The following is a 15,810-nucleotide window of genomic DNA, read 5'->3' as shown; positions in this document are numbered from 1 at the left end:
TTTAAGATATTTGTATATGTTTGATGATAGAAATAGTAATATTCCTATATTTTCACAAATAGATATGGTCTTTAGTATATTTTTAACTTTGCGGTAAATATCTTCGAACTTTCTAAACACAAAAATAGACATAGCCCAAATCCTCTCCGGTTTCTTAAACCATCAAGTCTTAGACTATGCCTATTTTCTATTCCCCAACATACCTTATTTCCTGCCAATCTTCCCCACTTCTTTAGGATCAGCGTAAGGTAAACGTCTTATTTTATTTTTTTGCGCTTGTAAAAATAGCGCTTGCGCCTACTTTTTTCTAAACTAGTTAAAAAGAACTGAGTTCACTACGCTCTGTAAGTATTCCTGTCTACCAGATACAGGTAATTCAGGCTTCTTAAGCTCACAAGCATGTGCTGCTAATTCCTCAAGACTAGCTGAATGATTTCTGATCTTCTGACCGATTTCTGAATTGAAGCTCTCATATCTCTTCTTAATATTTTCTTCAAGTCTGCCATCTTCTATTAATGCTGCAGCCTTCTCTAAGCCTAATGCAAATGTATCCATACCTAAAATGAAGGCATAGAACATATCTTCTGGTGTATTAGAAGGTCTTCTATTCTTAGCATCAAAGTTGAAACCACCTGTAAGACCGCCAGCCTTAAGCACTTCCATCATTGCATAAGTTGCACCATATACATCATATGGGAATTCATCTGTATCCCAACCAAGAAGCATATCGCCCTGGTTAGCATCGATAGAACCAAGCATACCGTTGATTGCAGAAATTCTAAGTTCATGCTGGAATGTGTGACCTGCAAGTGTTGCATGATTTGCCTCAATATTCATCTTGAAATCCTTATCAAGACCATACTGACGAAGGAAACCGATAGCTGTTGCAGCATCAAAATCATACTGATGCTTCATTGGTTCCTTTGGCTTTGGTTCAATATAGAAATCACCCTTAAAGCCGATGCTACGACCGTAGTCAACAGCCAAGTGCATAAGATTTGCAATATTTTCCTGCTCAAACTTAACATCTGTGTTAAGAAGTGTTTCATAACCTTCTCTGCCACCCCAGAATACATAGCCTCTACCACCAAGCTTTACAGTAATATCAAGAGCCTTCTTTACCTGAGCTGCAGCGAAGCAGTAAACATCAGCAGAACTTGTACTACCAGCACCGTTCATAAATCTTGGGTTACCAAACATGTTAGCTGTACCCCATAAACACTTGATATTAGTGCCCTTAGTCTTCTCTAAGATATAGTCTGAGATTTCATCTAATCTTCTATTAGTTTCATTGATATCGTCAGCTTCTGGTACAAGGTCAACATCATGGAAGCAATAGTACTCAATACCAAGCTTCTTCATGAATTCAACACCTGCATCTACCTTAGCCTTAGCATGCTCCATAGTACCAGGAGTAGCTCCAAAGCTCTTATCTGCTGTGCCTACACCAAACATATCTACACCGTTAGCGCCAAGGTTGTGCCACCATGCCATTGCAAATGGTAAATGCTCCTTCATCTTCTTGCCTGCAACAACCTTCTCTGCGTCGTAATACTTGAAAGCAAATGGATTAGTGCTTTCTGGTCCCTCGTACTTAATAACTGGGACATTCTTAAAAAATTCAGTCATATTTTCCTCCCAAAAATTGCTTAAAATTTAAAGCTATTAATTTAATCTTTACTTTTAGAAAAGTTTTTTCTATAAGTCAGTTTTAACACAAAATAGACTTATTTACAAGTAGTTTTCAAAAGTTTTTATCTTTACATATATGATATAATTGTCCTGAAAGGAAGGGTAAATATAGCCACGAATATATTTATTTTATTGGTGATTTTATGATTAAAGTAGATTTGATTACTGGTTTCCTAGGTTCTGGGAAGACCACTTTTATAAAGCAATATGTAAACTATCTTATTAGCAAGGGCGAGAACATCGGCATTATCGAGAATGATTATGGTGCTGTAAATGTAGACATGCTCCTTCTAGAGGATGCCATCGGTGATGATGCTGACCTTGAGATGGTGGCGGGCGGTTGCGACTACGACTGCCACAGACGTAGATTTAAGACTAAGCTTATTGCCCTTGGAATGCTGGGCTATGACAGGGTTTTGATTGAGCCTTCTGGCATCTATGACGTGGATGAATTTTTCGATGTTTTAAACGAAGATCCCCTTAACAGATGGTATAAAATCGGCAACGTCATTACAGTTATAGATTCTAAGCTTGAAAATGAGCTCTCAAACGAATCTAACTATCTTCTCTGCTCACAGGTTTCCCGCTCAGGTAAAATTCTTTTATCTCATAGCGATTTGGCCTCGACACAAGATATAGAGAATACAAAGGCCCACCTAAAGGCTGCCCTTCTTCAATTCAAGGGAAATAGAGAGCTTGTGGAGTCTGACTTTATTGAAGCAAACCTAAACGAGCTAGATTCTTCAGTATTAGAGGGGCTTACAAACTGTGGTTACAACAATTTTGACCACGAAAAATTAAGAATAGACGACAATAATAGCTACAACTCAGTATATTTGCTAAACCACGGCCTATCTATTGCTTCTATAAAGGCCTTAATTGACAATCTCTACAAGGATGAGAAATGCGGAAAAGTCTTTAGAGTTAAGGGCTTTGCAAAGGCGGATGGCGCCAGCGGCGCTAATTCCGACGCTTCTACTGGCGACACTACATCTAGTGCGAATCCTGCCGGCGCCGCTAATTCCGACGCTTCTGCGGCCAATACAACATCTAGTGCTTGGTATCAGATCAATGCAACTGTAGAAAATACTGAGGTTGCCAAGATTAATGTAGGCCAGGATGTATTAATTATTATTGGCGAAAGTCTAGATGAAAAATACATAAACGAAATGATAGAAAACTACAGATAGAACAAACTGTTAAATACATTGCAAATTAAAACTCGTCAGATAGATGATATAATCTATCTGACGAGTTCTAATAAATACATATTATTCTTCAGTACTTTCGCTAATTCTCATAACTTGTACCAATTCCCAGTACTTTCATTACTTCTTAAGAATCGCCTTAATCCTCTAATATTGGTTTATAAATCGGTTTTTTTATTACTTCGCTTGCTTCTTCAAAGGAGAGGGGTTCACCATAATAAAAGCCCTGGCAGCATTCGCAGCCTATATCTAGTAGCTTCTTTCCCTGTTCCTTTGATTCTACGCCTTCGGCGATGGTTGTCATGCCGATTTTGTTAGCGTAGTTTACAATGCTCTCAACAATATATTCCACCTTATTAGAACTGCAGATATTATCTGCAAAGCTCTTATCAAACTTAATTACATCCGCATCAATAGTGTGGAGCAAGCTTAAAGACGAATAGCCAACACCAAAATCGTCAATAGAGATTCTGTAGCCGTATTGACGCATTTTCGTAATAAAATCTAAAAGCCTACTAAACTCGTCTTCTGTGGCGGATTCTGTGATTTCTATATCTAGTTTTGAAGGCTCAACCCCAGCAGTAGTGGTAATTCTGTGGATTATTTCCTCGATGTTTGGAATAAACAAGTTCTTTCGCGATACATTTACAGAAATAATTGGGTAATCGATGCCCGCGTCATCCCACTTCTTTATGCACTCGCAGGTCTGCATCAAAATGTACATATCTAGGTTGTGAATCATACCCTGATTATCAAGAATGCTGATGTACTCTGATGGAGAGACGATTCTTCCCTGATATTTCCAACGAGATAGGGCTTCGAAGCCCACTAATTTGCCTGTTTTCATGTTGACCTTTGCTTGGAAAACAGGATAAACTTCCTGTTTGCTGATGGATTTTCCAAGTAATTCTCTAACATTTCTTGACCAGTCAAGCTTGGCCTTAAACTTATCATTGTAGAAAACTACTCTTTGCTTTAGGCGCGTCTTGGCCATTGTGTAGGCATCCACAGCGCACTGCATTCTCTCATCAAAACTTAGCTTCTTATTATCTGAAATCATAACTCCGGCCCAGCAACTAAGGACAAAGTTTCTATCTCCTGTATTTGGAAGATCCGAAACTGTAATACCTGCTAGGGCGTGCATGATTTTTGATTGATTTCTTCTTTTCACGCATATAATAAAGTGATCTCCACCAAGTCGACCAATAGCCTCGTCCTCCTCGGCTAGAGCCACTAGTTTTCTTGTATATGCAACGATTGCAGTATCACCGCACTCAACGCCACCGCAATCATTTAGATATTTGAAATTTTGGATATTAGCATAAATAATGATGTAGTCTGAATAGTCGCCGTTCCTTACTAAAGAGGCAATCTTATCCTTAACGGCGCGCAAATTCGGCACACCAGTTTGTGGATCCCTAAATCTTGAATTATTCAGAACTCTAGTTGTTGTCACTTCGTAGGTAATTAAAAATAAAATATTGGCAAATATAGAATACTCCGGAACTTCCTCATGGCCTTTCATAGGCGCTATGCTGATTTCCCCGGCTCTTGTATCACTTAAACGATACATGTATTTTATAGCTTCTTCACATTCGCAATCTCTTTTAAAGATATTTTTATTAATAACGCGATCGCCAAATCTATTTTCTGTATTTGTTATTTTTAGATTTATCTCACCAATAAATAAAATATCGCATATTTCCTGGATTTCTTCATGACTTAAATCTTTATTTAACTTTTCATGGGTGCATTCCTTTAACAAAGACTCAAATATGCAATTGCTTTTTCGTTTTACATTTTTATTATCCATCTCTACAACAACCTATATATTTTCACTATTATCCAAATGACTTGAATACCCGTATTATAACACAAACTTTATAAAAATAAAGCGCTAAAGTTTACGCAAAAATCTTAAAAAGCGCGCAGTTTCCTAGTCTTCCCTCTTATTATAAATGAACATCCAAACCGCCATGGCGATAATTATAAAGTAGCCCAAGAAACTAAATCCATCTGGGATTTGTCCGAATATGATAAATCCTAGGATTGCTGAAAACACAATCTGAGAATAGTCATAAACGGAAATCTGCTTAGCTGGTGCGTAAATGTATGCGCGAGTGATTGCAAACTGTCCACCAGCAGCTGCAGTGCCTGCTAAAAGTAACATTAAAAGTTGCACTAAAGTCATAGTTTTCCAAGAAATTATCATTAGAGGAAGGCAAACTAAACAAGAAAATCCTGAGAAAGCCATAATAATTAGGTCCGGAGTTACCTTTCTCTTTCCTAGAATTCTAACCATAGTGTAGGCGGAACCTGCCCCTAGACCGCCGATTGCGGCAATTACTGCTGGGAAATTGTTGAAGTTTCCACTTGGCTTAATAATGAACAGTGCGCCAATAAAGGCACCGATAACCGCCATCCACTGTACGGGACTACATTTTTCCTTCAAAATAATCGCAGATAGAACGATTACAAAGAAAGGCGAGAGTTTCTGCATCATTGAAGCATCTGCAAGAGCTAGATGGTCAACGGCGTAGAAATTACAAAGAAGTCCAATAGTTCCAAAAAGGGAACGAAGGAAGAGCACGAAGCCGTCCGACTTCTTCATATGTAGTTTCTCTTTCTTCACAATAATAGTCACTACAACAATTATGAGGGCTATAAAGTTTCTAAAAAATGCTTTCTCAACCGATGGCAAATCTCCTGATAAGCGGACAAAGGCGCTCATTAGGGCGAAACAAAAGGCTGAAATCACAATACAAATTATTCCTTTTAATCGATTATTCACTTTACTTCTCCTTTATTTACATTTTGTTAAAGCATAGCACAAATCCATAAAAAAAGCCCTCACCTTGCTATGAAAAAAGCATAAAGTCTCTTTCATAGCTTAGTGAGAGCAATATATTTTCCTATAAATCCTTAGTATCTAGATTAAGGACTATGCCAAAGATAGCACCACAAATTCCCCCGATTACGTGAGAAAGCTGTGAAATTGTATCCTGGGCCTCAAAGCCGTTTACGACTTCACCGCCAACGTACATAAATAAGATAAGGATTAGTGTTAGTGGAATCTTCTTACCCTTGATGCTTGAAGCTGAGAGTAAAACTACCATCATATAAACTATTCCGCTTGATCCTAAAAGCACTGTTGTTGGCATGAAAATGATATTAACAATACCTGATACTACGGCAGTAATGCACATAAGCACCGCCAAATCTAGGCTTCCATATTTCTCTTCTAATATCGGTCCAATTAGTAAAAAGAACATCATATTAGAATAAAAATGGTTCCAATCTGTATGCCCAAGTACATGTCCGAATAACCTTACGAAGAATAAAGGACTAATCTCCGATCTGTAAACACTAAAAACCATTGTATTTGTTAGGCCGTTTGATATTTCGTTCAAAAATAAAGCAACTAACGAAATTAATGCAAAACCTAATACAACTGGAGAATTGAATCCTAAAGAAATCCCTTTCTTTCCTCCGTCTGCCATATATAATTCCTCCCATTATGCAATACTAAAGTGTCAAACACAATAGGAATTATAACATATCAGTTAAATTTTTAAAGAAAAATTTTATTAATTTTCCTTCTTCTTTCCGCCTTCGCCAAAAATTATCATTACAAGACTAGCAAATACTGAAAGAATCATTACAACTGCGTAGATAAATGCATTTGCAAAATCACCAGTCTGTGTGCTCTGTGTAGATACCTCACTATTAGCAATTTGCATAGCATTTTGTTCTGCTATAAGTCTATCGACTTCCTTTTCATAAGCAGCAATCTTTTCGATTTCAGCTTCTACTGCACTATCTCTTGCTACTGATTCCTCATCAGCTGCGACTTCTCCTGTATTCTCAGTCGCAGGTTCTGTTGCAGGTTCTGTCGCAGGTTCTGTCGCAGGTTCTGTTGGCTCAACCACTGGCTCTTCTGGTTCTACTGCTGGCTCTTCGCCTGCACCTGTTTCACCTTCACTTGAACCTGTCTCGCCTTCAGCTGGCTTAGCAGCTACTAATGCCTTAGCTACTGCCGAACCGTCAGTTGACTTAATTGCAATTGAATGCTCGCCTTCGGCTAATGTTGCTGTGTAATCGCCACTAATTGTTGCGATTGTTGAACCTGATGTAATTGTGTAGTATGAAGAATCAATTTCTTCACCATCCACTAAAACTGCAACGAACTTATCAACAGTTGCTGCTGAACGAAGAACAACTTCTTCCCCAGGAACGATTGTGATTGTGTCGCCTGAGAGCATCTCATAGCTGATTTCCTCTGGTGTCTCCGGTGTTGTTGGCTCTTCTGGTGTTGTTGGTTCTTCCGGTGTTGTTGGATCCTCTGGTGTCTCTGGGTTCTCTGGTGTTACAGGATCTTCTGTGGCTGCAGCTACGTAAGATGCGCTAATTGCTGCATATTCTGCCTCTGCATCCCAAGCTCCATCACTATACTGATTTGCATCAGCTGCGAGAACCTCTGCAACTGTGTCAATCTTGCTTGCCTGAAGTGCTGATAACTGAATTCTGTCAGTATTAACCTTAAAGCCTGCGCCATATGAACCATACTCGCTAAATCTTGCGTTCTTGTATGAGTTGTTACTCATGTCGCAGTAACCAACTTCTCTAATCTTGCTGCCTAAATAGCAGTTGATGTAAGCAACGGATGCATTTGTGCCCCATGGTCTAGCAAGGTAAACGCCCTTAACTCCTGACTTAGCAAGAATGTGGCAGTTAATAAATACATAACCGACTGTGTTCTTGCCTTCTGTAGAAGCTGCTGTTAAGTATCCATCGCCATTTGAAACGATTTCACAATCATAGAAGGCTGCCATAGCTCTACCAAAGATAAAGTCTACATTTCCTTCAATGTAGCATCTGTTGTAGTACTGTCTAGCTGCATTTGAAGATCCATTTGCATATAAAGTATCCTGATATCCGAGGAATCTTACGTTTGTAAATGTAGTCTCGTCCGCATTGTTTAGAAGTGCTACAGCCTGCTTGCCATCAATCTTCTCGTTTGGATAGTCAAATTCGTTAGAAATTGTCATATTCTCAGCTGTAAAGTGGCTAGCTCCTCCATTTAATGTAAGAGAAGCACTTCCTGATGTACCATATGTCTTACCACTAGCGTCTAATGAACCTGAAGCTACGTCGTAGTAAAGAACTGTTTTTAAAGAATCCTCACCGATTAATGTGATGTAGCTTGTGTCCACTGTAAGCTTTTCATAGTATCTGCCGTTCTTTAAGAAAATCACTACACTTTCGCTGTTAGCAGCATTTACGCTTGCGATGGCCTCTCCTACTGTTGCAAATGTAGGAATACCCTCAACTTCAGCGCCTGCCACACCTGTGTAGCTTCCGTCTACTACAATATCAATATTTGTTAACTTAACAAAATTGAAAGTCTTATAAGTCTTAACTCCACTTTCGCTTGTGAAGTAAGCAACTACCTCATTTCTACCGTCTGCTAAACTAATTTCTTCACTAATTGCCTCGTTAGCATTAGTGCTCTTTGTATCTATTAAATCACCATTTAACTTGATTTCCCAACTACCTGCTTCATCAGCTGCAATTGTAAAGCTAGCCTTTGAAGAATCTGTAATTGTATCATTTGACTTGGCACTAACTGTTAAGCTAGCAGCCTCATCACCAAAATAGTATTCTCCTGTGTGACCTGCTGTTGCCATGATTGTCACTGCAGTAGAAAGATTTGACTCATTTTCAGCATCATAAGCTAAAACTGCATAGTTATAAACTGTCTCGTTTACAGCGCTTGAATCTACATAGCTTGTTGTGCTTGTAGTTCCAAGAAGTGTGTAATCCTGCTCATCTACTGACTTTCTATAAACCTTGTAGCCTGTTGCTGAGCTAACGCTTGCCCATGAAAGAGAGTTAGAAGCGTTGCCTGAGCTTGCTGTAAGCTTAGTTGGGCTTGTAAGTGGCTTCTTATAACTAACTGCCTCAGAAACCATTGTGTTAGAAACTGTCTCACCCATAACACCTGTTACTTTGAAAATGTAACTTCCAGATGCACTTGGTGAATATGTGTAACTTGTATCTGTTGTAGTGCCTAGAGTCTTGTATGTATGTCCACCATCTGAAGAAACTGATACTTCATACTTGCCATCCCCTGTAAGGCCCTCGCCCTCGTAAGATACTGTAATGGCTGTTCTATCTTCGTTAACTACTGGTGTGTTAACCTTTGTAATTGTTGGAGCTGTACCAGCATCCTTGTAGTAATCTGCCTGATTGTAGAGCACATTTCCATTAGCATCATAGTAAACCATGTTCTTTACGCTAACGTTTGCGCCACAAAGTGCGATACCGAAGCGAACCTCACTCTTAGCGCCAACATTTCCTTCACCTGTGTAAAGGTCAGATAACTTAATAGTCTTTGAACCTGAGTATGTGCTACCTGTCGCTGTAACTTCTAATGGATTTGTTAAATCTGTAAATGTTAATGTGTAACCTGCGCTTGTTCTCTCAACTACAACGTGATATGTATCACCAACAGCTACATTATACTTTGGTGAGCCATTACCTGCAGAGCCTGTTGACTTTGTCCAGTATCCTGAAATTGAGTCAGAACCTGTATTTGCATCGTAGCCACGTAGGCCAAGTGTTGTAAAGGAGCTTAGTGTGCTACCAAATGCACCTACAAATACGCCTGATCTCTTACCTTCATTACCAAAGATTGAATAACCATCAATAGTGATGTCCATCTCAAGCTTGCCATTCTTTGTTGTTTCTGGGAAGAGAATGTAACTTGCATTGCTATCTTCTGATGTTCCAGAAATTGCTAAGTTACCTGTTGTTGCTGACTGCTTTAAGATCATTGTTGAACCTGAAGCTGTCTTAGTAAGCAAATTATTTTCATCAATTACTGTAGGAGCATAATTATTTTCAGACTCATCTGTTTCTGAAGATGTATCCTCTCCTGTTGTTGGTTCTGTTGTTGGATCTGTAGTTTCTGAAGGGTTAGTATTTAAATTGATATTGCTAAACTTAGCTGTTACTAAATTATTAATATCGTTAGCTACCTGACCGCTATCTACTGCAAATCCGATATATGCTGTATCTGGTAAATCAACTTCCATCTCGCTTACTAATGTCCAGTTCTCGCCATCATCTGAGGCATATCCTGAAAATGTATCGCCCTTTCTAACAAGCTTTAACCAAGTTCCGTTTACTGTTGCCCCTGTTCTATAGTTAAGGTCTGTAACATAACCAATACCTGCAGCCTCTGCCTTAGAAGCACTATCAAGGGTTTCTGAAAGTTCAGAAGTTGCCCCCCCTGTTGTCTTTCTTGCTGACATATGTGTTGCCCAGCATGTGACGCTTGATAGCTTAACCATTGAGAAGCCAAGAGCTACCTGCTTTGCATCGTCTGCTAAGCTTTCTCTAAACATTAAGCCTGTAAAGGTATGGCAATCAACCACTGTCTCCTCATCAAGCTTAACTACAAGCTCTGCATCTCCTGTAACCTGCTGGTATGTGTAGTGAAAATCGTCATCTGCGGCATCGTAGTTTTCTGTTCCCTTAACGCTTCCTTCTTCTCTACCTACCTTGCCGTTACCCTTTACGGTTAGCACTCCATTTTCCAAACTAGAACCACCAGAAAGTGCTGGATTACCTACTTCTGCGTCTAACCAGTCTCCTGAGCTTGCTGTTGAATTTACATGAAGCTTTGAAGCATCTGACTGTGTCTCGTTATCCTCGTTATCGTAAGCCCTTACTGATATGCTATAGGTTCCATCCTTTAACTCTGAAAATGTATAGCTGTAAGGTGCTTCTGTATCTGTAGCCACTAACTTATCGCCATTGTAAAATTCTACCTTGCTAATTGAACCGCCGTTGTTTGCAGTTGCATTTGCAGTAACTGTAACTGGCTTGCCTTCATCTACCTGAGTGTTGTTGGCTAAATCAATTGATACTGTTGGATTTGGTGCAACGTAGTTGATATCTGTAACTCCCTCAACGAGAGAATTGAAATATAGCTCTACATTTGCATAACCACTATCTGAAATCTTAGCACTATCACTAGCGTCGTTAGGATCTAGGCCATGAGCTGTTTCCCAGTAATCTGGAATACCATCAAGGTCGCTATCAAAGGATGCGTCTCTATGTACTTCCTCTGTACAATAGCCGCCTACTTCGTCCTGAGTGTTGATGTAGTAGCCTGTGCCATTTTCAACATCAGCAACTACTCTAGCATCGATTGCATCTCTTTCAGGGTAAGTACAACCTGCCTGATTTAAAATAAGAGATGAGCTTTCATTAGCTGTTCTTAATGTTATCTGATTGAAAGCATCTGATTCGTAAGGAGTTGAAGAAACTACTGTTGCCTTCTCTCCTGATGTAACGCCTTCCATCTTAAAGCCTTTGCTATTATCGGCTGTTACTGCATCATTTCCTTCAAATACATTTCCTGTGTAATATACTCCGCCTGGCTTAGTCTTCTCACCGAAGTTAAGAATTGTATTAGCCGCAGCATCTCTTGTACCAGGACCTGTCTTAAAATAGTTATTAATATAATTAGTTAAAGTATAACCACCACCGTAGCATGAGTAGTAACCCCAGTTATAAAGGTAGTTATTGCTTAACTGTACTGTTGCCATTGAATAAACTTTTGTTGGATCTGTCATTGTACCGCCACCAAGACGTGGGTTTCTTGAAGTATGGTTAGCGATTAAATTATATTGGAAAACGCAATTATCTCCACCAAAGATACCGCCATAGCCGTGTCTTCCCTTGCTATGACCTGAAACTGTTAAACTTTCACTGATTATACACCACTGAACAGTTCCATCTGCACCTCTATATGTTGATAATGTTTCATCTGTGTTCCAGCTAAAAGAACAATGATCAATGATAAAGGTCTTATTATCTCTTCCCCAAAGGGCATCCATAGAATCACCGGCTGTGTACACATTTTCAGAACCAGTTCTAAAACGTACAAAACGGATAATAAGATTCTCAGAATTACTAATGTTAGTCTCGTAACCTGATAGTGTGATTCCATCTCCAGGTGCTGTCTGACCAGCAATAGTAATATTCTTCTTATCTCTGAAAGATAATGTCTGCTTCAAATTAATTGTACCGCCGACATTAAATACGATTATGCAACCATCTGTTGAATTCTCGATACCGTAACGAAGTGAACCTTCGATAGGTGTTTCATTCACCCCATAATCTTCTAGATTAGTAACTACATAAACATCATAGCCACGACCGCCGCTGGCGTACATGCCGCCACCTTCAGCGCCTGGAAATGCTACAATACTTGCGGTCTCGTTTGTAGTATCTGCCTTAACATACACTAATCCTTCAAGTGGAATTAGTGCAGTTGAGGCCATTAAAAAAGCAGCCATTGCAAAGCCCGAAGCTCTTCTAATGATTGCTTTTTTGGAACGCAAGAAGCCATTTTTAAATAGACTTAGCTTTCTCATAAAAACCTCCCGTATTAAATTATTTTTTGCTAAACTTCCCCACAAAATTGCCTTCCCCAAGACTTTTGTAAAGAAGCTTTATATAACCCACAAATATATTATATACTTAAGAAATAAAATTGTATAGCTTAAATTCATAACTTTTACAAAAATAGTTTGTGTTTGTGGTTTTCTGGTGGGTTTAAGATAGATTTCCTGGTCGCGGCCGCGAGGGGATTGACCTTCCGAGAGATTTTCTCTCCATTAGGTCAACGACTCCCGAGACGAAACTGAGAATTTAAGGCGGGACGAGAGGATTTCTGAGATGCAGCCGGGAGGAGGATGACCCTCCGGGATGTTTTCTCTCCCGTAGGGATTAGTATTCTTGTTCTAAACAACTTGCTTTTTTTGATTGTTGACCTAGCGGTAAAAAAAGCCCTGAAAAGGATTACGAATTTCCTATAATACCAACTTGCTTTTAGGGCATTTAATACTTATTCGAAATTTTCGGTCCATACGGATTATTCTAGGAAGCGTTGAATTTAAAAAGATAGACCCTAGAAGAAAAAAATTTCTTCTAGGGTCAACAAATCAATATTAGATATAAAAGTTTTAATTATATCAGGAGATTTCTGCCTGAAGCCTGCACTTCCCAGAGCAACAAACTCCCGGGACTAGAAAGCAAGTTGGTCGCGGCCGGGACTGAGTGACCTTCCGGGAGGTTTTCTCTCCATTAGGTCAACGACTCCCGGGACGAAACCGAGAATTTAAGCCACTTCCGGCATAGTATAACTCCCGGTAGGCAAACAGCGCAGCGCCTTTGCCGTACACCCAGGCGCCCCCTCTCCCATCGGGACTCTCTACCTCTCGATCACTTCCCCTGTCTCAGGATTCACAGAAATTCCATTAACCTCCAACCTCTCATCAATCTCAATTACGAGACACTGCTTGCCATCAATAATCTGAGTTGTTACAAGGTCTGTCTTATCTGGATTAATCTTAACAATAACGTCTGGTGTCTTAACTTCAAACTTTCTAGCTGGCACAATATTTGTCGCAGCAAGCTTGCCATCCTCACCCGTTGCCATTTCAAAATGCTCTTCAAAATTCTCTAAATTCTCTTCCTTAACTCCACTCTTTTCTAAGACTTCACGAACCTCAGTCTTATCAAGCATTACAGGAGCCATAGACTCCTTCTTCTTCTCTGCAATCTTCTCATTAAGATTCTCATGAATGTTCTTAACGATTTCATAATTAGAATCCTCACCTAGCGCCTCAGTTACCAAGTTATTAAAGGTCTCCTTCTGATCTACGGCACCCATAGGCTCGTTGACCATAAGTACATTTTCAATAACGCCATGCTGGAAATCGTTAGCATCCTTAGTGTAGAAAAGTGTCATGTCAGTGTTGCTTGTTCTATCGTTAAAAGCTGGGAATAGGAATCCCACGTCAGGCAAATCCACCATATGGCTCTGAATCTGATTGTGGAAAGCCTTGTCATCCTCGTTGTAGCCAAGGCCTGGCTTTGAAAGGCTTACATGGCAAATGCTACACAAAATATAACTAAACACTTCCTCGGAAGCATCTTCCATCTCGATGTTATCGTTAGTAATTGATGGAATGTCATATGCCTGATGGATGAGCAAAATCAAGTAATTGCCCGGATAATAGTAGTTCTCGATGATCTTATCGTAGAGCTGATTAACCACCGCATCATCCTTTAATTCTGAATCTCTTAATTTAAGAAGAAATTCCTGCGAGCCGCCTGCTTCATAGGCTCCCTCGTTAAACTGCATATCAAGAAGATTTTTACCAGGAGTTCCTGATAAAGATTTTTTGAAAATGTCAAAATACTTGTGCTTTTCCTCCTCTGGAAGATTTAAAAAATTCTCTGTAAATGTAGTGACTTTGTTCTTCTCGCCGTCAACATAACAGCCACAAAGTCTTGAAATTCCACACTCTTCAAGTGTGTACTGTGCCTTAATCTCATTAATTTCTTTTCTAGTCATATTCTTACCACTCTCTGCGATATCGCTAAAATTAAGGGTTAAATCATGATTTAACCCTTTTAGTTTCTCGCTATTTTTGCATAAGATTAATTTACCACTAACTAAGCACATCAGGCAAGATAATATTTCAAAAGTAAAGCAGGGATTTGCTCACACTAAGTTCAAATTCCACTGTACAGATATCAATTCTATGATAAAATAGTATAAAATTAAATTACACGCAAAGGAAAATGAAAATGACAATTTTACAAAACGAGATTATTGAAATTGAGCTAGACAATAATAGCTCTAAGAACACATTTACAATAACAAAGAATCAACAAAAGGTCGGGCTTGTAAAATTTAACGAAAAGTCTGAAATTTATTTCGAAATCGATGAAGATCACCGTGGCAATCACTATGCTAGCAATGCACTTTACCTACTTATGCCACACATCCATGAAGTTTTACATGAACCTATAATTCATGCTATCGTGGCTAAATCTAACGAGATGGCTATACACTGCCTCGAACACAATGGCTTCGAAATTATTAGTCGTGATTTGGAAAATGTTTACTACGAACACAGAATTTACGAAACTAGATTAGATGACACCTACGAAGCGCCAGCAGGCCAGAAAGTGATTTACCTTGCAGGAGGTTGCTTCTGGGGTATGGAAAGAGCTTTTAAAGAATTAAAGGGAGTTACTGAAACTAAAGTCGGCTATGCCAACGGCCACATTAAAAATCCAAGCTATGAAGAAGTTTGTAGACACGAAACTGGATTTAGAGAATGCATTCGTGTGACTTACAAACCAGAAATCACAAGCACTGAAACAATCCTTAAGGCTTACTTTATATGTGTTGACCCAACACAGGCAGACGGACAAGGCGGGGACATTGGCGAGCAATATTTACTTGGAATTTACTACAAAAACGATGAAATAAAAGAAATAGTTTCTTCTTATATAAAAGAGGAAGAAAAGAAATACTCTGAATTCCACGTAGAAACAAAGCCTCTGGATTGCTTCTATGAAGCAGAAGAATATCACCAGGACTATTTACTTAAGAACCCTAATGGTTACTGCCACATTACTAGAGTTGAGATTGACAAGATTAAGGCACTTAATTAATAACAAAAATGTATTTAAAAATAATAAAATTAATGTTATAATAATCTAAATATATTTTAATAAGGTTATTCACAGTCCCTTGGTGCTGGATCAGAGGTAGTTAAAAGATGAACTCTAACATTTACTATTACATAACAGATATGGAATTAGATTATACGAAATTTTTAAAATCAAAATGGTCAGAATTTAGGTTTTCTCTTGATTTCATTGAAATAGAAAGAATGTTTTATAAATGGCTAGATCAAAAGAATATTATCTATAAAAAATATTCTTTAACTCCGGATTGTAATAAAGAACTACTCGATTATGATACTAAAACGGCTTATGAAAATTATAGTAAACTCTACGAAAAAACCGTTTT

The 15,810-nt window shown here is 38.9% G+C and carries 9 protein-coding genes; 3 read left to right on the top strand and 6 right to left on the bottom strand.

The features are described 5' to 3' along the window. Positions 1-312: 312 nt before the first annotated feature. Positions 313-1,629, bottom strand: a complete 1,317-nt coding sequence (gene xylA / locus QVA17_RS11005; protein WP_287388919.1) for a xylose isomerase — start codon at positions 1,627-1,629, stop codon at positions 313-315. Between the two features lie 206 nt (positions 1,630-1,835). Between xylA and QVA17_RS11000 the strand changes: the two genes are divergently transcribed. Beyond that, positions 1,836-2,882, top strand: a complete 1,047-nt coding sequence (locus tag QVA17_RS11000) for a GTP-binding protein (RefSeq protein ID WP_287388918.1) — start codon at positions 1,836-1,838, stop codon at positions 2,880-2,882. A gap of 157 nt (positions 2,883-3,039) precedes the next feature. Here the strand turns inward: QVA17_RS11000 and QVA17_RS10995 are convergent, their stop codons facing one another. The 5 genes from QVA17_RS10995 to QVA17_RS10975 all read right to left on the bottom strand — a co-directional run bounded on the left by QVA17_RS10995 (position 3,040) and on the right by QVA17_RS10975 (position 14,337). Next, entirely contained in the window at positions 3,040-4,713 is a 1,674-nt protein-coding gene (locus QVA17_RS10995; RefSeq protein WP_287388917.1) for a bifunctional diguanylate cyclase/phosphodiesterase, read from the bottom strand. A gap of 123 nt (positions 4,714-4,836) precedes the next feature. Then, the gene (locus QVA17_RS10990) at positions 4,837-5,691 is read right to left on the bottom strand and encodes a DMT family transporter (RefSeq protein ID WP_287388916.1); all 855 of its coding nucleotides are present in this window, start codon (positions 5,689-5,691) and stop codon (positions 4,837-4,839) included. Positions 5,692-5,812: 121 nt separating this feature from the next. Continuing rightward, on the bottom strand, positions 5,813-6,400 hold the full coding sequence (locus tag QVA17_RS10985) for a rhomboid family intramembrane serine protease (RefSeq protein ID WP_287388915.1): 588 nt from the start codon (positions 6,398-6,400) through the stop codon (positions 5,813-5,815). Positions 6,401-6,487: 87 nt separating this feature from the next. Next, the gene (locus QVA17_RS10980; RefSeq protein WP_287388914.1) at positions 6,488-12,349 is read right to left on the bottom strand and encodes a pectinesterase family protein; all 5,862 of its coding nucleotides are present in this window, start codon (positions 12,347-12,349) and stop codon (positions 6,488-6,490) included. 839 nt (positions 12,350-13,188) lie between these two features. Further along, positions 13,189-14,337 carry a DUF4317 domain-containing protein gene (locus tag QVA17_RS10975; protein ID WP_287388913.1) on the bottom strand — a complete coding sequence of 383 codons (1,149 nt, stop codon included), beginning with the start codon at positions 14,335-14,337 and terminating at the stop codon, positions 13,189-13,191. 236 nt (positions 14,338-14,573) lie between these two features. On the opposite strand from QVA17_RS10975, the gene msrA reads away from it, so the two are divergent. Together msrA and QVA17_RS10965 are read left to right on the top strand one after the other, a co-directional pair. Continuing rightward, the gene (gene msrA, locus QVA17_RS10970; RefSeq protein ID WP_287388912.1) at positions 14,574-15,449 is read left to right on the top strand and encodes a peptide-methionine (S)-S-oxide reductase MsrA; all 876 of its coding nucleotides are present in this window, start codon (positions 14,574-14,576) and stop codon (positions 15,447-15,449) included. A 107-nt stretch (positions 15,450-15,556) separates the two neighbouring features. Next, on the top strand, positions 15,557-15,810 hold a 254-nt coding region (locus tag QVA17_RS10965), incomplete at its 3' end, for a hypothetical protein (protein WP_287388911.1).

Origin of the sequence: Lachnospira sp. (assembly GCF_016290755.1) — a bacterium.
In the GTDB taxonomy this organism is placed as follows: Bacteria; Bacillota; Clostridia; order Lachnospirales; family Lachnospiraceae; genus Lachnospira; species Lachnospira multipara.
This window is presented reverse-complemented; position numbering and strand designations above follow the sequence as displayed.